Genomic DNA, 18,771 nt, shown 5'->3' with positions numbered 1-18,771 from the left:
GAAGGACTCATGAAGCACGAGTACGAGGCGAAGTTCCTGGCCGTCGACGTCGCCGACCTTCAGGCCAAGCTCACGACCCTGGGCGCCGTCCAGGCGTTCCCGAGCACCCTCCTCACCCGCAAGATCTTCGAGAACGACGCCCTCGACGGCGGTGCGTGGCTCCGCCTGCGGGACGAGGGCACCCGCTCGACGCTCACGCTCAAGCAGGTCACCGACGCCACCACGATCGACGGCACGACCGAGATCGAGACCGAGGTCACCGACCTGCACGCCATGGCCGACATCCTCCGCCGGCTCGGCCTCACCGAGGTCCGCTACCAGGAGAACTACCGCGAGGAGTGGCGCCTGGGAGAGGTCGCCTTCGACTTCGACACCTGGCCCGACCTCCCCACCTTCCTGGAGATCGAAGGACCCGACGAGGCATCCGTCCGGCAGGCGGCCGCCCTGCTCGAACTCGACTACTCCGAAGCCCGCTTCGGCAGCGTCGACGAGATCTACAAGAGCGAGGCCGGCCGCGACATCCTCGCCGAACCCACCCTCCTCTTCGCCGACGCCGGTGCAGTCGAGAGCGGGCCCACCCCCGCGACGGTCCAGAGCAACTGACCCTGAGGGCCAAGCCATGATTCTGGACCTGGCCACGCCCACAGGGCGATCCCACGGTATCGCCAGCTTCGCTCGCGACGGCCTGTCCGTCGCGGCAACGCCCGATGACGCCAACCACTGGGTCGACGGCTTCTGCTGGCTGTACTGCGGCCTGCGATGGACCCGCGTTCTGTGAATCGGCCCCATAATGTGGCCTGCGGCCAGGCCCCGACGGAGACCGCCTTTCGCGCTCGCCGTCCGCAGGCGCGACACAGGCGACTGGGAGAAGTCCCGCGAGTGGGTGAAGCAGTGCCTCCAGCTGTAGGGCTTCCCGGACGAGACCGAAGAGCAGGTCGCCACCAAGCGCGTGTCCGTCGGCGGCGTACCGCTCCCGAATTACGTGCACGAGGGCATCGTGCGTGACCGCTTCGGCGAGCTCGCCTGACGCTCCTCCCCTGCGGCGGTGCGGCGCGCGCCCGCGTACCGCACCGCCCGGACGCTTGATCAATCACACACCGCTTTGAACTAAGCCAGCCCCGCTATGCCTGGCTCGGGCGGCCCGGCTGTTCACCCCGGGCCAGGTCCCGGAAGCCTGGCACCACGCCCCCTGGGAGTTCGACAACCTCTCCACCTGTCCGAGGAGAGGGCCGACTTCGACCCTCGCATGGCCAACCCGAAGCGGCAGTGGGCGAGCGTCTACGTCATCGCGACCAAGTAGCAGTTGGTGAACGCCTCGTCGGGCTTCCAGCCTCGGGAAGCTCAATCGGGGTGGGGACCACAGGGCAAGGCGTAAGAGCCTCGTGGGATCTCCTCTGCCCCAACTTGCCCCACGTGGCGGGGCCGTATACGCCTGATCACCCCTGACCGGCTGCGCGGCGCCGTCGTCACGGGATGGTCAGTCTGCGCTGCCGAGGACATCACCGGCTGTCGTGCGGAAGCTCTTCACGGCCTGGTAGAGCAGGTGCTGTCGCTCGGCGGCCAGAGCGCCGTCCGTTGCATTGAGTGAGGCGTCGCCTGCGTGGGCGTTCTGCACCATGCGCCGCATAACCTCAGAGAGCTTGCCGGATGTGTGAGTCACCTGCTCGGCTGCTTTCACCACGGAAGACGGTCCTTCAAGGACGACGATCTCGACGGCACGATGGACCTCCCGCGCCAGCACGACGAAGCGTTGCACCTTCTCGTCGATATCCTGCAGGTCAGGAGTGTTCGGATGCAGCGCCGCGAAGATGGCGTCCATGGCGATGTCACGGTCATGAAGAGCGCCGAGGTAGTTGGCGTAGGCGTCCCTGCGGTGCTGCCTGCGCCACTGGCCGAACTGCGAGCGTGCCGCCGCCCGCCCGTTCACGATCGCCGCGCCGAGGGTGGCGAGCGAACCTACGGCAGCGCCGAGCAGTGCGGCGAGTCCAGCGTCCATGATCCGATTCTGCCTTTCACATCTGAGCCGCCAGCAGCCGGGGCTGCAGCCTCGCGGGAGACCTGAGACGGACGGCCAGAATGGCTCATTGGCTGGACGCATGAAGCATGGTCCGCCGCTACCCGGTGCAGCAGTACCTCGACACTGAGATACCTGCCTCGTGAGTGGTGACCACCAGTGCTCTCGGGGTTCCGCGGCACTCGTAGAGAAGACAAGAGCGGCCACGAGCACTCGGTTGCCCAGTGCTACGTGGTCGACGGAAATTCAGATCGGCGCTACTTCTGCAGTTGCTACCGTCGATCCCGTAGCCCATCACTCGCTGGATCAGAAGGATCTTCCTGATGCATGATGCCCGCGCCCTGATTGAAATGGGTGCCGAAGCGGTTCGTCGGCTCGCTCGTCGCGGTTACTCCCTGGACCTGTCCGAGCTGGAGTCCCTCCAGTCTCGTCGCAACCAGAACATCCGCTCGGCCGATGAGCTGCGGGCCGAGTCCAAGCGGGTGGCGAGTGAGGTTCAGCAGACGGCCAAGCAGGGCGGCGACATCAGCAAGCTGAAGGAGCGCGCCCGCGAGATCAAGGACCAGATCCGCGAGATCGAGGCCGCCCAGGAAGAGATCGAGGCACAGCTCCGCGAACTGCTCCTGAGCATCCCGAACCTGCCGGACGACTCGGCCCCCGACGGCGACTCCGAGGAGTTCGCTGCCGAGATTCGGCGCGTTGGAACTCCTCCCGCCTTCGCGTTCGAGCCGAAGGACCACGTCGATCTCGGCGAGGCCACCGGCATCCTCGACTTCGGTAGGGCGACCAAGCTGTCCGGGCCGCGCTTCGCGGTCTCGCGGGGCGCCGGCGCCGCCCTGGAGCGGGCGCTGGCCACGCTCTTCCTCGACATCCACACCCGCCGCCATGGGTACACCGAGTATGCGGTCCCCTACCTGGTCACCCGCAAGACCATGACCGGTACCGGCCAGCTGCCGAAGTTCGAGGAGGATCTGTTCAAGACCGGCGTCGCCGACCGCGAGCTCTTCCTCATCCCGACGGCCGAGGTCCCGCTGACCAACCTCTACGCCGACGAGATCATCCCGCGGGCCGAGCTGCCGCTGGCCATGACCGCCCACACCCCGTGCTTCCGCTCGGAGGCCGGCTCGTACGGCCGCGACACCCGCGGTCTGATCCGCCAGCACCAGTTCGCCAAGGTCGAGATGGTCAAGATCGTTGACCCGGAGACGGCGGACGCCGAGCTGGAGACGATGGTCGGCCACGCCGAGGCGTGCCTGAAGGAACTCGGCCTCGCCTACCGGGTCATCAAGCTGCCCGCCGGCGACACGGGCTTCTCTGCCCAACTCACGTACGACATCGAGGTCTGGATCCCGAGCCAGAACACGTACCGGGAGATCTCCTCCGTCTCCACCTTCGGCACCTTCCAGGCCCGCCGGGCGAACATCCGGACCCGAGGCGAGGACGGCAAGCCCAAGCTCGTCGCCACCCTCAACGGCTCCGGCCTCCCCATCGGCCGCACCCTGGCCGCGCTCCTCGAACAGTGTCAGCAGGAGGACGGCTCCATCGTCCTTCCCGAATCCCTCTTCCCGTACCTCGGCTTCCGCCGCATCTCGGCGGACGGAACACCGGAGGCATAGCGATACGCGGCGTCTGGGACTTCGCTTGTAGCTACGCCTTCCCACGGGGCATCTCGCTGAACCAACAGTGTGGATCACCGGGGAGCAAGCGAAGTCGTATTCGCTGGAACGGCTGGGCTGGCCCCGCCTCGTTCCGCCGCCCGTTGTGCACAGCCCGCAGTATCACCGCAGGTGCTGCGGCGCCGACGGGGCGGCCAATGTAGGTGTTCCCGTACTGCGGGCGGATCTCGCCGTCGGTGTAGGGCGACGATGCGGTTCGGGTTGGTGTAGACGCCGAGGAAGCCGGTGATCTCGGCGATGATGCCGGTCTCCTGCAAGGCACTCCCATACCGCGCGCTGAGCTGCTGTCTCGCCGATTTCCTGGGCGCGCCGCCGTGGGCTCACACCCATTGCGTCGGGCTTCGGCGGCGACTCCACGGCAGCCCCCAGTCCGAGAATGAGGGGTGCCTCGGCCGTACGGGACTCGCTTGGCCGCCTGTCCCGCACGGCCGAGCACTTTCGGCCGTTCAGGCCGGCGCTCAAATCACCGCGAAGGGGTCCAGCACCTTCGATACGATGGCGGCGGCCTGCAACCACGATCCGTCACCTCGTGTGACGCTCCCCCGCGACCTGCCTGGTCCGCGTCGTTGCGGCCTCCCGACCTGGCCCCGCCGTGGCAGCGCCACCGGCGCCGTACGTACGAAATGGAGCATCCGAGGATGGCTCGACACCTGGTGACCAGCGCGCTTCCCTACATCAACGGGATCAAGCACCTGGGCAACATGGTCGGGTCGATGCTTCCGGCGGATGTGTACTCCCGGTACCTCCGCCAGCGTGGCCACGACGTCCTCTACATCTGCGCCACCGACGAGCACGGCACGCCGGCCGAGCTGGCCGCCAAGGAGGCCGGGCTGACCGTCGCCGAGTTCTGTGCGCAGGCCCACGACGCGCAGAAGGCCGTGTACGACGGCTTCGAGCTGGCCTTCGACTACTTCGGCCGCAGCTCCTCGCCGCAGAACGTCGAGATCACCCAGCACTTCGCGCGGAAGCTGAACGAGAACGGCTTCATCGAGGAGCGGGCGATCCGCCAGGTGTACTCGCCGGTCGACGGCCGCTTCCTGCCGGACCGGTACGTGGAGGGCACCTGCCCGCACTGCGGCTACGACAAGGCCCGCGGCGACCAGTGTGAGAACTGCACCCGTGTCCTGGACCCGACCGACCTGATCGACCCGCGCTCGGCGATCAGCGGTTCCACGGACCTGGAGGTCCGCGAAACCAAGCACCTCTTCCTGCTGCAGTCGAAGCTCCAGCACGAGGTCGAGGAGTGGATCGCCACCGTCAGCGACCAGTGGCCGCACCTGTCGACGTCCATCGCCCGCAAGTGGCTGACCGAGGGCCTGAACGACCGCGCGATCACCCGCGACCTCGACTGGGGTGTCCCGGTGCCGGCCGAAACCTGGCCGGAGCTCGCGGCCGAGGGCAAGGTGTTCTACGTCTGGTTCGACGCCCCGATCGAGTACATCGGCGCGACCAAGGAGTGGGCGGACGCCGCCGGCGACGGCGAGGCGCGCGACTGGAAGTCGTGGTGGTACGAGGCCGACGACACCGTCCGCTACACCCAGTTCATGGCCAAGGACAACGTTCCCTTCCACACGGTGATGTTCCCGGCCACCGAGCTCGGCGTGCGCGAGCCGTGGAAGAAGGTCGACGTCGTCAAGGGCTTCAACTGGCTGACGTACTACGGCGGCAAGTTCTCCACCTCCCAGAAGCGCGGCGTCTTCACCGACGCGGCCCTGGAGATCCTGCCCGGCGACTACTGGCGCTACTTCCTGATCGCCAACGCCCCCGAGTCCGACGACTCCTCCTTCACGTGGGAGCACTTCACCGCCACGGTCAACAAGGACCTCGCCGACACCCTCGGCAACTTCGTCAACCGCGTGCTGTCCTTCTCCCGCAAGCGGTTCGGCGACGAGGTCCCGGCCGGGCGCGCCGCCGGCGAGGCCGAGGCGAAGCTCGGCCAGGAGATCGCGCGTCTGCTCGGCGAGTACGAGGAGCAGATGGAGGCGCTGCAGTTCCGCAAGGCCGCCGCCGCCCTGCGCGCGCTGTGGTCCGCGGGCAACTCCTACCTGGAGGAGAAGGCCCCCTGGCTGGAGATCAAGACCGACGCCGACGGCGCCGCGCTGACCCTGCGCACCGCGATGAACCTCATCCACCTGTACGCCGTCGTCTCCGAGCCGTTCATCCCCGCCACCGCCGCCGCCATGCGCGGTGCCTTCGCCCTGGAGAACGACACCGCGACCTGGGTAACCGCCGAACAGGCCGCGGCCCTGGACGCCGTCCCGGCCGGCACCGCCTTCACAGTGCCGCCAGTGCTCTTCGCGAAGATCACGGAGGAGGACCTGGAGTCCTACCGCGCCCGCTTCGGTGGAGCCCCAGAAGCCTGACCGTGTCTCCCGAGCCCGTACCGACCGTGCTTCAACGAGCGGTGCGGGCTGCACGGCACCCGCCCCTTCTACGGGCGACCCCTAAAGCGGCAATGTGATTGCCTTGATCACATCTGCCGCCCTAGCCTCTACTGCAACGCGTTGATGGAGACGAGTAGCCGCGGGACCACGCGAGCCGAGAGAGCTGCCGGTAGCTGTGAAGGCAGTCTCGTGCCCCGAGGTGAAGACCCTCCTGAGCGCGGGGAGGAACGACCCTGTTGTCCTATGCCCCGCCGGCCGGCCCCCGTCATCGGGCATGAATGAGGCTGCCGCTGCCCGGCGGTGGCAAAGGCGTGGTGGCACCGCGAGTACCCTTCTCGCCCACGCTCCCAAGGGATCATGAAGACGCCCCTGGGAGGGCTGCGATGATCCACACCACTAGCCGCGTGCTGGTCTCTGACCTGCGAGAACACGTCGGCGAAACCGTTTCGGTCTCAGGCTGGGTGAACACCCTCCGCCTTCAGCGCAAGATGCAGTTCGTCCTCGTGAGGGACCACACCGGAACCGCCCAGGTGACTCACAAGCGCGACGACAGCGAGCTGGAACAGCAGCTGGAGGACCTGACCACCGAATCCGCCGTCTGCATCGTCGGCCGCGTGGTTGACAACCCAGTCGTCAAGCTCGGCGGCCTGGAAATCGTCCCGGAGTCGATCGAGGTCCTCAACCGAGCAGAGACGCCTCTGCCGATTGACGAGCACACCGGGATCGAGCAGCGCCTCGACTGGCGGTTCCTCGACGTCCGCCGCCGCCCGACCGCCCAGCTGCTGTTCGCCGTGCAGACCACCCTCGAGCAGGCGATGCGCGAGTACGCGTACGCGCAGGGCTGCACCGAGATGCACACCCCGAAGCTGATGGGCACCGCCTCGGAGTCCGGCGCCGAGGTGTTCAAGCTCGGGTACTTCGACCGATCCGCTTATCTGGCGCAGTCGCCGCAGTTCTACAAGCAGCTGGCGATCGCGGCCGGCATCGACAGGGTCTTCGAGATCGGACCCGTGTTCCGGGCCGAGCCGTCGTTCACTACCCGGCACGCCACCGAGTTCACCGGTGTGGACGTGGAGCTGGCATGGATCGACAGCGTCGAGGACGTGATGGCGTTCGAGGAGCAGATGCTCACCCACGCCATCACGAAGGTCGCCGCTGCCCACGGTGAAGCAATCCGGGAAACGTTCGGTGTCGAGGTTACGGTTCCTACGACACCGTTCCCGCGAATCACGATGGCCGAGGCCCAGGAGATTCTCCGCGCCAAGGGCTGGGACCCAGAGCACATCAAGGAGGACCTGGACCCGGAGGGCGAGCGTCGGATCTCCGCTCACATCAAGGAGCAGAGCGGGCACGAGTGGGTGTTCATCACCCACTATCCGACAGGCATCCGGCCCTTCTACCACATGCGGCCCGCGGACGACTCGAGCGTGACGCTCAGCTTCGACCTGTTGTGGAAGGGGTTGGAGGTCACCACCGGAGCTCAGCGCGAGCACCGCTACGACGTGCTACTCAAGCAGGCCGCAGAGAAGGGCATGAACACTGAACCGATGCAGGACTACCTGAACTGCTTCCGGTTCGGGTGTCCTCCGCACGGCGGTTTGGGTATGGGCCTGGGGCGGGTGCTGATGGTGTTGCTCGGCCTCGACTCGATCCGAGAGGCCACCTTCCTGTTCCGCGGGCCCAACCGGCTTACTCCCTAGGTATGAAGAGGCGGGGCGGCCACCTGTGTCACGGTGGCGGCCCCGCCTGGTCAGATGCTGATGTTGCGAAGGTCGTGCGTCCAAGCTTCAGTTGGACGCTTGTCCCAGTAGGCGCACAGTGCCAGTTCGCGTTCTGAGAAGGGGCCCTGGTGGCAGAGGGCTCCGTCGGAGACGCGACGCTCACCGCGAGCGGGGACTCGGTGGTCACCCAGTGCTGCGTCTGCGCGTGGCTCCACATCATGTCGCCTCGTCAGGTTGCAGCCGACATGCACGCCATCGGTGGCGAGGAGGCGCAGAGCGGGCGGACCGGGAGACCGGCCCGCCCGTCGCGGCCGCAGTGTGCCGGTTCACAGCCCGAACTGCTCGATCAGCTTGGCGCGGTGCAGGCGCAGGGTGCGGTTGTCGGGAAGGATCTCCAGGATCTGGGCCCCGTCGTAGTTGAGGAGCTGGGCCAGGGTCGTGGCGAAGCCGCGGGCGCGGGTGGCGGGTTGGCCGGCGCGTTCGGCCAGGGCGGTCATCGGCAGGGTGCCGGCCTCGACGAGCGCGGCCAAGGCTTGCGGGGCGGCTTTGGCCAGTGACTTGCGTGCGAGCAAGTCCAGCTGTGCCTGGTACAGCTCGGTGGCCATGAGCCGCTCGACCAGGGCAACAGCAGGGTCTTCGGACTGGTTGGAGGTGGGTGCGGTCTCGGGCTCGGTCGCCGACTCGGCGGGTTCCTGCGGTACGGGGGGTGCCACCTCGTCCTCGCCGAACAAGCTGATGGCGCCCTCGGGCGCGGGCGGGGCGGCCTTCCTGGTCTGCTTCCGGCGCGGGCTCGCCACGCCGGCGTCGGGCACGGCACCTGTGTCCGCTTCGTTCTTGGCGCCGGCCTCGACGACGCCACCGCCCTCGGCGTCCTCCGTCCACCAGGAGGGTGTCGGGTCGCCCAGCTCCCGCCATCCGATCGGCGGCTCGGCGCCGAAGGGAAGCAGGGCGAGGAGCGGGATGGTGAACTCTGCGAGAGTCGCCCCGCCGTGGTAGCCCGCCTTGAGCGCGGTGTACCGGGTGTCGTGGTCCCGCAGCGCGACGATCCGCGATCCGGGCTCCGGCCAGACCACCCGAGGTCCGGACAGCTCGATCTCGGCCGGGGCAACGGCTCCACCAGGAGTGCGGTGGCGGGCCGAGCCGATCGTGCCGCCGGCCGCATCGAGCTTGGTACCGCGCCGCTCGACTACATGGCCGTGGTCGGAGGTAAGCAGCACGGTCATGCCATACGCACGGGCAGCCCGCAGCAACGGTTCCAGACCGCCGATCTCCTTGGCCTGCCACGCGCCGTCGCCGAGTTTCTGCTCCTTGCCGAGGCGGTCGTCGACCGTGTTGAGTACGACCGCGACATGGGTGCACTCGTCGGCGAGAGCTTCGGTGAGGGCGGTGGAGAACGGCGAGCCGGTGTCGGGGCCGCGCAGGTCATCCTTGTGGAACACGACCGCCGGTGCCCCGTTCCAGCAGGAGTGCTGGGGGAAGAGCTGCTTCTCGTCGCTCTGGTCGCCCTTCATCAGGGTGCCCGCGAACAACGAGGTCCGGGATACGGCCGTGAGGGTGGGCAGCGCGGCAGCCACGGCGCGCCGGACGGGCGCTCCGGCCGCAGCGGGCAGCGGGTCGAACTCCGCCCACTGCCCCCGGAGTTCTTCGCCAAGCTCCGCAGCTATCGCCGCGCTCATCCCATCCACGAGCAGGAGCAGGACCCGTCGGCCAGGGCTGGCCACGACGGGCGCGACAACGCGGTCCAGCAAGCTCTCCACGGTGAGCATGCCGCCGGGAGCGGTGCCACCCGCGGTCCACACCGCGAGCCGCTCGGAGAATGCGCGGTCCAGCTCGCGGCGCTTGTCCCGCGCCTGCGCGCCGATCCGGCTGTACGCGTCGGCGAGTACGCCGTCCGGGTCGCCGCCCGCTTCGAGGTGTTCCAAGGCTCGGTCCACCCAGCCGAGTTCACAGATCTGGCGTGCGGTGCCGTCAGCGACCGAGGCGATATCGGCCTCAGGCGAGCTGGCAAGCCACTGCCGCAAGCGCGCCGCCATCCTCACCCGCTCGATACGGGCCCGGGTGGCGCCGTCGGCGGCCAGAGCATGGTCGGCCAGCGCGGTGACGGCAGCGGTGATCGTGTCGGTGCCGCCGTCGGCGAGGGCACGACCAGCCGCAGTGAAACGGGCATCGAGTCCGGCCGAGAGCAGCGGGCTGGCAGTCGCGGCAGCCTGTGCCCCGAACTGTGCCACGAGTTGCGCGGCCCGAGTCAGGACCGGGTCGGCGAGCCGGTGCTCGCCTCGGTCGACGAGACCGCGGACGAACGCCTCGCCGCTGGAACCGAAGGAGGCCAGGAGTCTGTCGAGGTCGTCGCCCTGGGCGGGAGGCTGTTCGCCGAGCCACCGCTCGGCGCGCCCTCGCGCCCGGTACAAGTCGTGGTCGGCCTCCGCGTGCCCCCACAAGGCGGCGCAGACGACCGCGTAGGCGGCTGCGTCTGCCCCGTGTTCGGCGCTCACCAGAGCGGTGATGATCTTTCCGGTGGAGCCGCCCTGTTCGGGTTCGGCAAGGAAGCGGGCCAAGCCGGCCCGTTCCGGTCCGCGCAGGTCGCGCAGGAGGTCGGGGCCGCCAGGGGTGAGGGTCCATCGGAACAGTGCGACGGGGTCGATGCGGTCTCCGTCGTCGTGTGCGGCCGGCCCGCCCAGCGCATCCGTGTCGTGACGGCCGATCCTGAGACGGCGCCTGGCCAGCCGGGTGAGTGCCTCGTCCCGGGAGAGCACTCCCTTACCCAACGATGGCCAGCCGCGGGTGGCTGCCGCGTCCAGGAGCGCTTCGGCCGCCCAGGTCTCGCTGCGCAGTCGCCCGTCGAGGCCGCGTGCGTCGAACGCCTCCTGCACGACCTCCCAGTTGTCGACGGACCGGATCCTGCCGCCGTAGACGCGGGCGAGCAGCCCGGGGTCGAGGTCGGTGTCCTCGCGGTCGGTGAGGACGACCAGGACCTTGGGGTCGGGGGGAGTTGCCGCGTCGAGGTGGCCCAGGATCTGCTCGTGTACGGCCAATACCGATGGCCCGACAGCCACGCGCGCCCGCAGCCCGCCCGCTGTCTGTTGCACGGCGGGCCCGTCCCAGGCCGGATCCGCCCGCAGCAGCAGGACGCGGACCGTGCCGTCGCCGAGCCGGCTGCGGGCGGCGACGTACTGGCGGACGGTCCCCGCCGACAGCCGGGCGAGACCGGCGGACGCGGGCGCTGTGGTGACGGTGTCGGACATCAGTCGACAACCTTCCAGACGACCTCGACGGTGGCGTTGGGGTTCTCGGCCGCGAGCGCCGCGATCTCCGCCTGCAACTCGGCGGCAGCCCTCGCGGCGGTGGTCCGCCCACCGCCGGAGCGGACAACGGACCGAGACGGCGTGCGGGGCTCCGGCTGCGCCACCGGCTCCGGCAGCACCTGCGGGTGAGCGGAGCCGCCGATCAGGTCCACATCGTCCGAGCTCGGCGACGGGGTGGCGGGAGGTTGGGGCCGCTCGGCCGTGGTCTGCCGGGACCTCAGCAGGGACAGCACCTCCCGGCCACTGGCCTGCAACACGCCCGGCAGGTCGGGGTAGTCCCCCGGATCGCCGGCGGCGGCATCTCGCACCCGCTCCAGGACCGCCGCACCGTCCACACCGAGGGTGTCGGCCAGGCCCAGCTGGTCCCAGCTGGTGTTCTGCAGCGCGGCAGCGACCTTCCCCGCGCCCTTGAGGGACATGGCGTAACGGTGTGCGGTGAAGTCGCCGAGGTCGAAGCGTGCGAGCCGGTCAACGACGGTCTTGGCGTCTATGCCGGCCTCCGTCACCGACTTCACCAGCTCCTGCGCCCGCCGGGCGAGGACGAGGCGGGGTGAGTCGTCGTCGAGGCGCAGGAAGGAACGGTGCTTCTCCAGTTCCCCGACGAGCCGTCCTGAGTCCTGGGCGAGCGCGGCGGCGGCCTGCTTGATCTGTCCGGCGAACTGGTTGACGATCCGCCCGCGACGCAGTTGGGGCGCCCGGTCCCCGAGCACGGTCTCGTACCGCTTGCGCGCCTCGGTCCAGTCTTCCTCACTGGGCAGAGCCTGCTCGCGCAGGGCGTAGTCCCGCTTCAGCTCATGCGGTGCAGGCGCCGGTTCGACGGGGACACCGCCGCGTACCCACACCCGGTCGGTCATCTCCGCGTAGGCGGCGGCAAGCAGCCGGCGAAGCGGCTCGGGCAGTCCGCGCGGCTCGGGAAGGTCGCTCCAGTCGGAGAGCTTGACCAGAGTCGGCTCGGCGGTTCCGTCCCGGCGGGCCTGGCTGGTGAAGTGGTCAGGCCAGGTGGTGGACTGCCGGTAGTACGCCTCCCGCATGGTGCCGAGGCCGAGGCCGCCCGCGATCCGCGCCATGGTCTTGCGGTCCTTGCCATCGACCTCGACCTGTCCGTCGCGGTCCTCGGCGGCCTTGCGCACGTACTCGAAGACGGTCCTGATCTCGGCAGGTTTCACAGGCTTGCCGGTGCCGTCGGGGTCCAGGTCGGGGTGGGCGGGGTACTGGTGGGCAAGCAGCTTGCCAGCCAGGTCGCGGGCGGCGGCGTCCAGCGGCGCACCGAGCGGAAGCCGAAGCTCGGGCACATCCTGCTGGGCGACCAGGTGGGTGTCGAAGCCGAGGTCGACGACCCCTTCCTGCTTTTGCGCGAGCCCGTACGCCTGCCGCAGCGCCTGGGTGACGCGCTCGGTGAGGATGTTGCGCTGCGACTGCAGCATGCTCTTGGCGCGCGCCTTGTCGTCAGCGTTGAGGCTGCGTGCGAATTCGGAGTCGAATCGTGCCTCGTCGGCGAGGGCCTTGTCGATGACGACGAGACGCTCGAAGTCACTGCGGGAGGCGTCGGTAAGGTGTGTGGGCAGCCAGGCCAGGGTGCGCGAGTCGCCGCCCGGCTTCTCCCGCAGGGCACGCAGCCGCTGCAGGTCGTCCATCGGACCGAACTCGCCCTCGTCGTAAGGGAAATCGACGACGAGCCGCCAGGCGTCGTCTTGGCTGGGCCGCAAGGTCGCCTCAGACAGCGAGTCGACGTCGGCGACGTGGCCGAAGACCACCTCGATCTGTCGTTCCGTGCCCTTCCACACAAGGTCGAGCACGTCGTATGCGTCGAAGCCGCCGGGCCCGTCGCCAACCCCGAGCGCGTCCTTGAGCAGGCTGCGCATCTTGGCACGCCGGTTGCCCAGGTTGTTGTGAACCTGTGCGTTGGCGAGGACGGCGTCCAGGTCGACGCCGGTGAGCTCTAGACGGACCACCGACCCCGGCCCGGTACCGGCGACCTTGATCTCGGGAAAGGTCGCCGCCCACTCCTTCACCTTCTGCTCGAGCCGGCCGACCTCGGTGCCCGCGATGCGGGTGGTGATGGAACCGTGGTTGAGGGCGTGCAGCCGCGCCAACGTGAGGTCGGCGAGCGCGGGCACGCTGGGCGCGAGCGCCGACAGCAAGAGGGTCTGCAGGAGCCGGCTGTCGCCGGTGAAGTCGCGGCAACGGGCCGCGAGCTGTGGGTCGCCCAGGCTCTCGGGAGAGCGTCGGTACGCCTCGACCTGGTCCTCGGTGACCTGGTTGGTCTTCAGCAGGTACGGGCGCAGCTTGTCCCGGTACAGCTTGTCGGCAGCCTCGAAGTGGACGTTGGTCTCCCCGCTGAACGCCTTGTCGCCGCCGCCCGCGATCGCCGGATACAGATCGCCGAGCGGCACGAGCTGTCCGAGCCGCCAGTCATCACGGTGGTCGACGAGCAGCTGGCTCATCAGCTTCAGGCCGGTGCGGGAGCGCTGCAGCGCGGCAGAGATGTGCACCAGGGTGTCCATGAATGCCGGCGGGAACGGGTACGTCCGCCTAAAAGCGTCCTCGTCCGCGCCGGTGGTGGACTTGTCGTGACCCAGCAGGGTGTCCCACACGTCCGGGCCGAGCTTCTTGGCCTCGGCGAACGCCGCGTCCACCTTCGCCTCGGCCCCCGGCACGGGCTTGAGCAGGCGAGCCTGCGCGATCTGAGGAAGGTTGCGGTCCTCCAGGACGATCTCGTCGTAACGCCCGCCGTTGAGCTTCAAGGTGTCCTGCACTGCCGCCTCGGCGGCACCCGACATCTCCTCACCGACCAGCTCACGCAGATCGCGCTGACGGGCGATGAACGACACCACCGGAATGGCACGCCGCTCGTCACCGCCCTCCACGAAGTTCGTCACCTTGCTGGATTCCCTGCCCAGCACCTTCTGGTCGTGGATGAGAGTGGCCAGCCACAGGATCAGCTCGTCCATGAACAGGATGAGCCCGTCGTAGCCCAGCGCCTTGGCGTGCGCCGCGATGACGCTGAGCCCCCTGTCGAGGGAGATGAAGCCGCTGACGTCCTCGGAAGCATTGCGCGCGAAGGCTGGGAACAGTGTTCTTGTGAGGTCCTGCACGAGGCGGGCACGCAGTTCCCTCGGCGTGGAGGGATTGTCCAGATCGAGGCTCTTGGTGTTCTCGTGCTCCTCCACCGCGTCCATGGCCTCGTCGAGAAGGCTGCTGGTCCAGGTGAAAGAATCACCCCATTCGTCCTCCTGGCCACCGGCATCGGCGAGCTGTGCGATCACCCAGTCGTCGCCGTTACGGCGGCGCTGCTCGGCGAAGTCCTCGAAGATCCCGTCGGTCCGGTAGACCTGCGGCAGCGGGCAGTCCGGATGCAGCTTGCGTACGTGCTCCACGTACTTGCCGAGCACCCGCTGCTCCAAAGACTTGGAGCCGAGCATGTGGTACGGCACCAGCAGGAACTTGCGGTCGCCCGCGTCCAGCCAGGAGTGCCTGGCCCGCACCGGATCGAGCTCGCTACGGTTCCGAGCGGCCTGGTTGCGCGAGAGCAGCGCGTAAAGCACCGCCATGAAGTGCGACTTACCGGAACCGAACGAACCGTGCAGATATGCCGCCTTCGACGAGTGACTGTCGAGCGCCGACTTGATCAGGTCCAGGGCCTCGTCGAAGTTACCCAGCAGCCGGTCGGTGACGACGTAGTCCTTCAGGGCCGCCTCAGCGCCCTCGGGGGTGACCGCCTCGTTCAGCTTCAGCACGAAGTCGGAGGTGGACACCGACACCGGGATATCAATCAACTCCCGGAGCAGCGGCCGGTCCTCGGGGCGAGTGTTGTTCCTGCTCATGAACGCCATGTTTAAGCTCCTCGCCCTGCTCAGTCGGACTTTGCGCCGGTGACGGCATCGGTGACGTTGTCCGTGACGGACATCTGGACGGCGGCCTTCGCGCCCGTTCGCTTCTTGGGCGCGGCTGCCTTCTTCGCGCCACCTCGGGTGGCGGCGGCCGGGCGCCAGGCCCGCAGCGCGTCGTCGGTCAGCCCGAGCCCGCCCTGCGTCTGCTGCCGGAACGCCAAAATCTCGGCGGCCGGCGACGCACCAAACTCCGGGTCGTACTCGCCGTACCACTGCTCTAGCCACGGCTGCAGCTCAAGCAGCCCAGCCAGATACGGCACGAGGTCGTCGTCACCGAGCCCGGCCTGCTGGATGTACGAGGCAAGAGCCAGTCCCTGCTCCAAGTGGTCCCAGCCAGCCCAGCCGTACAGCTCCGGCGACGGCGCGTTGACCGTGCCGTACGACACGAAGCGCTCCTTGGGCATGTCGAGCTTGCCACGCGCTCGCCAGTAGCTCGGCTTGAGGAAGTCCGCCGAGGTGTACTTCGGTGGCACGGGCGTCCCCTTGCGGATCTGCCGCTTGGCCGGCTCGTCAGGAGCGGCGTCCTCCTCGCGCTGCTTCCCCCACACGTACTCCCAGTCGGCGCGCTTCTTGAGCCCCGTCGGCTTGTACCGCAGCGCGGACACGAACGGCACGTGCTCCTCGGACAGCAACTCCCGTACGGTCCTTGCGAGGTCCTGCCGGGGCGCGTACAGCTCGGCGACGGACACGAAGTCCTCGTCGGCGGAAAGGCTTTCGGCGAGGCGTGCGAGGGTGGTAACGGTGGGGTTGCCGCTGGCGTCGAACCAGTGCGCACGGTCCTCTGCCCGATCAAGCAGCCACGACCTCAGCGCCTTCTGCCGCATCGCGTCCCAGCCGTCGGTGGCCCAGCGGCGCTTGTACTCGGGCCGCTCCACCATGCCGATGGCGCGGTTCGACTCGATGACCTCGATCCGCCTCTGCACAAGCGCCTGGTATTCGGCGGGCCACCGCGCGGGGATCTCCGTGGTCGGCGTGGACCCATGCCGCTTGAACCATTCGCCACTGGCCTCGCCTGCGGCGACCCGCCGCGCCAGCACAATCTCGAAAGCCCGTTCACCGAGGGCGAGCTCGGGCACAGCGGAGGAGTCGGGCAGGCGAAGGTCCTCGGAGTGCAGGTCATAGAGGGAGTAGACCTGCCAGTCCAGCTCCTCCTGGAGGGCGATCATTCGCGCGCGGTTCGAGTCATAGCGGGCTTGGGCTGCGCGAAGGGCAGGAGCAGAGGGGACGGCCTTGGTGACAAGGGCGGCGGGGACCGTCGCGGAGATCTGCTGGGCGAGAGCGTCGAGCTCTGTGGCGAGGGCGGCGGGATATTCAGCAGGCAGGGGGAATTCTTCCAGGTTGGTCCCCGTGAACTCGTAGCGCTCCTCCCAGGCTTCGCTTTGAATCCCACGCCCCAGGCCACTGCCCCCCTTCGCCTGGCTCACCATCTTGAGCCAGAAGCCGGCCGTGGAGCTATTGAGTAGCCCAAGCAGCCGCAGATGCTCCTCCTCCGTCGCCCCCTCTGGGAGCACCAACACCGGCGCAGTACGGATGAATACGCGTGAGCGTCGATTCAGGGAGAAGTGGTTGTGAGTAGAAACGAAGGGGAATGCGATAGTCACGCCTGGGGAGTACCGGCGGCGAAAGAACATCGAATACTCGAACCAGCGCAGGCCCCGCTCAAGTTGAGACTTACCAAAGGCGACGCGATCGATGAGATACCTACGCATTGGCCAGAGGAATCGACTCACTTCCTCGGGGGCATCGGGCTCCAGGGTCTCCTCTTCGTACGGCCACAAGGAGGGTTCGGCCCCATCAATGAGGTAGTCGCGAACGGCTCCGCCTTCGACCAGTTCACGTTCATGCGCCTCGGTGATGCCGGCACGCCGCAAGGCTCCCGCGCCGACCATGTAGGCATCGTCCTCGCGCGTAACGGCACCGGCACCGATTTCTTCAACAACCGACTTGAGCTTACCCACGGCCCTGCTGCCGAGCTGCTCAACCATCTCCTGGCCGCCAGCGGCCAGGATCCAGGGCTGCTTGTCGAAGAGCCCTACCCGGTCAAGATCGTCGACTGACACCCATTTGCTAGAACTCCCGGGCAGGTCGATCTGCTCGATGATCCCCCGCCACACCAACCCCTCCTCTGCCTTCTCCGGCGCCGAAGGCTCCCCCTGCACGCTCCGCACCGTCCGGATCGTGGCCTGCCGCTTCGATCCGGCCCTCGGCCGTCCCACGAGGATGACCGTCGGGGTCCCATGCCCCGGGATGTACGCCCCTGACGTGTCGATGACCTCTGTCAGTTCGACCTGATCCCGGAAGAAGCTCTCGATCAGCTTTGCGCCGAACTCCCTCTTCATGAACGAGTTCGCCGTGATCTGGCCGACCATGCCGTAGCCGAGCCCGGACTTCTCGTCGCCCCGAACCGCAAGCTCGAAGAAGCGCTGCGCGAATGGGACCGACAGCGCGTACGTGCCCGCGCACGCGCTGTACAGCTTGCGATACAGCTCGTTGAGTGTTTTGTCCTTGACTGTGATGTACGGAGGATTCCCCACGACCACGTGGTAACGACCCCGGTTCAGGATCTGCGGGTACTCGAACACGTCCTCCGTGCTCAGCGCGTAGTACGGGTCTTCGGCGTCGCCCGATTCCACACTATCGCCAAGGCTCAGCTGCTCGTCGCCGAAGAGTCCCTCCTGCCGGTGCTCCGTCGGCAGCAGCGAATCACCCACCGCGAGCTGGATCGGCCACTCGTACTGCCGCGCCTCTGCGAACGTCTGCATGCCGCTCGAAGCCATCGCCGCGACCAGCAGCCGGAAGCGGGCCACCGCAACCGCGAACGGGTTGAGGTCCACCCCATGCACGGACTCCAACGCCGCCCGCACCCGTTCATACGAGCCGACTTCGGGTCGCTGCGACGCCCACATTCGCACCAGCCGCCGGAACGCCCCGAGCACGAAGTGCCCCGAACCACATGTCGGATCGATCATCTTCAGTTCTTCGAAGCCGAACTCCCGCACTGCCGGAGTCATAGTCCGGTCGAGGATGAACTCCTCCACGAACTGCGGGGTTTGCAGCAGCGCGTACGACTTGCGAGCCGCCTCGCTCAGATCCTGGTACAGGTCGCCGAGGAACCGAGTGTCCCAGCCCTCGGTGCCGTCCTCGCTCAGCGGGTCACTGAAGTCGTGTACGAGAACATGGCCGCCGACGCCGCCGTCGCCGTCCCCGCCGAGCACTCCCTCGCCGACGCGCTGCTCCCGCCAGAACGCGAGCAGCGCGCCCGCCCCGTCATGCGAAAGCGGGATCTGATAGAGCGGGTTGTGGTCGCGGTCGAAGAGCAGCCGCCCGGCCTGCCCGGCGCCCAGCTCTGCGAACGCAGTCTCCAGCCACCCTCGGTACGTCGGGTCGGCGTCCTTCTCCAGGTACTCCTCGTACCGCGCCTGCGCGGTCTCGCGCCCCGCCACATCCGGGGCGGTGATGTACGGCTCAGCGATCAGCCGGTTGTCCTCGCCGAAGCGGACGAAGACGGTGCCGAGCACCCAGGCCACCGCAACCTGGGTGATCCGCTCCCCGAGCCAGGCGTTCCACGTCGCCGCCGTACGGCCCAGCTTCCGGGCCTGCTCATACTCACCGCGCAGCCGCGCCCCTACCTCGGGGACAGCTTTGACCTGCTGTTCAAGGTCGGTCTCTGCCGCCTTGACCTGCTTCTGCAGGTCGGCGAGGAGGCTCTTGCGGTCGATCACGGAACGGCTCCTGTGGAGAGATCGGAGAGGGCGGAAGAAGGCCGGTTCAGGAGGGGAAGAGG

At 68.2% G+C, this 18,771-nt stretch carries 9 protein-coding genes and 1 pseudogene; 5 read left to right on the top strand and 5 right to left on the bottom strand.

Annotated features, from left to right (window positions below; genetic code table 11):
* The first annotated feature begins 9 nt into the window (after positions 1-9).
* Together ACFV9D_RS05515 and ACFV9D_RS05510 are read left to right on the top strand one after the other, a co-directional pair.
* Positions 10-603, top strand: coding sequence for a class IV adenylate cyclase (locus ACFV9D_RS05515; RefSeq protein WP_385141273.1), 594 nt, complete (start codon positions 10-12; stop codon positions 601-603).
* Between the two features lie 16 nt (positions 604-619).
* Entirely contained in the window at positions 620-778 is a 159-nt protein-coding gene (locus ACFV9D_RS05510) for a hypothetical protein (protein ID WP_385141270.1), read from the top strand.
* Between the two features lie 699 nt (positions 779-1,477).
* Here ACFV9D_RS05510 and ACFV9D_RS05505 read toward each other — a convergent pair.
* The gene (locus ACFV9D_RS05505) at positions 1,478-1,996 is read right to left on the bottom strand and encodes a proline dehydrogenase (protein ID WP_385141268.1); all 519 of its coding nucleotides are present in this window, start codon (positions 1,994-1,996) and stop codon (positions 1,478-1,480) included.
* A gap of 341 nt (positions 1,997-2,337) precedes the next feature.
* Between ACFV9D_RS05505 and serS the strand changes: the two genes are divergently transcribed.
* A complete protein-coding gene (serS, locus tag ACFV9D_RS05500) occupies positions 2,338-3,630 on the top strand; it encodes a serine--tRNA ligase (RefSeq protein WP_385141265.1) in 1,293 nt (430 codons plus the stop codon).
* Between the two features lie 181 nt (positions 3,631-3,811).
* On the opposite strand, the pseudogene ACFV9D_RS05495 reads toward serS, so the two are convergent.
* A pseudogene (locus ACFV9D_RS05495) lies at positions 3,812-3,996 on the bottom strand (NUDIX hydrolase); the annotation flags it as partial.
* 332 nt (positions 3,997-4,328) lie between these two features.
* Here ACFV9D_RS05495 and metG point away from each other — a divergent pair.
* Both metG and aspS read left to right on the top strand, forming a co-directional pair.
* Positions 4,329-6,053, top strand: a complete 1,725-nt coding sequence (metG, locus tag ACFV9D_RS05490) for a methionine--tRNA ligase (protein WP_385141263.1) — start codon at positions 4,329-4,331, stop codon at positions 6,051-6,053.
* A gap of 404 nt (positions 6,054-6,457) precedes the next feature.
* Positions 6,458-7,774 carry an aspartate--tRNA(Asn) ligase gene (aspS, locus tag ACFV9D_RS05485; protein ID WP_385141260.1) on the top strand — a complete coding sequence of 439 codons (1,317 nt, stop codon included), beginning with the start codon at positions 6,458-6,460 and terminating at the stop codon, positions 7,772-7,774.
* Positions 7,775-8,121: 347 nt separating this feature from the next.
* Here aspS and pglZ read toward each other — a convergent pair whose 3' ends face one another.
* Genes pglZ through pglX form a run of 3 tightly spaced genes read right to left on the bottom strand, consistent with a single transcriptional unit; the run spans position 8,122 to position 18,709 of the window.
* Positions 8,122-11,037: a BREX-2 system phosphatase PglZ gene (pglZ, locus tag ACFV9D_RS05480; protein WP_385141257.1), complete on the bottom strand. Its 2,916-nt coding sequence runs from the start codon at positions 11,035-11,037 to the stop codon at positions 8,122-8,124.
* Positions 11,037-14,930: a phage resistance protein gene (locus ACFV9D_RS05475; protein ID WP_385141254.1), complete on the bottom strand. Its 3,894-nt coding sequence runs from the start codon at positions 14,928-14,930 to the stop codon at positions 11,037-11,039. Before ACFV9D_RS05475 ends, pglZ begins: the two co-directional genes overlap by 1 nt.
* 20 nt (positions 14,931-14,950) lie before the next feature.
* Positions 14,951-18,709, bottom strand: coding sequence for a BREX-2 system adenine-specific DNA-methyltransferase PglX (pglX, locus tag ACFV9D_RS05470; RefSeq protein WP_385141252.1), 3,759 nt, complete (start codon positions 18,707-18,709; stop codon positions 14,951-14,953).
* Positions 18,710-18,771 lie beyond the last annotated feature (62 nt).

This window comes from Streptomyces sp. NPDC059875, from assembly GCF_042731085.1.
Taxonomy (GTDB): Bacteria; Actinomycetota; Actinomycetes; order Streptomycetales; family Streptomycetaceae; genus Streptomyces.
The sequence above is the reverse complement of the archived record's forward strand: the minus strand, read 5'-3'. Positions and strand labels throughout refer to the sequence as shown.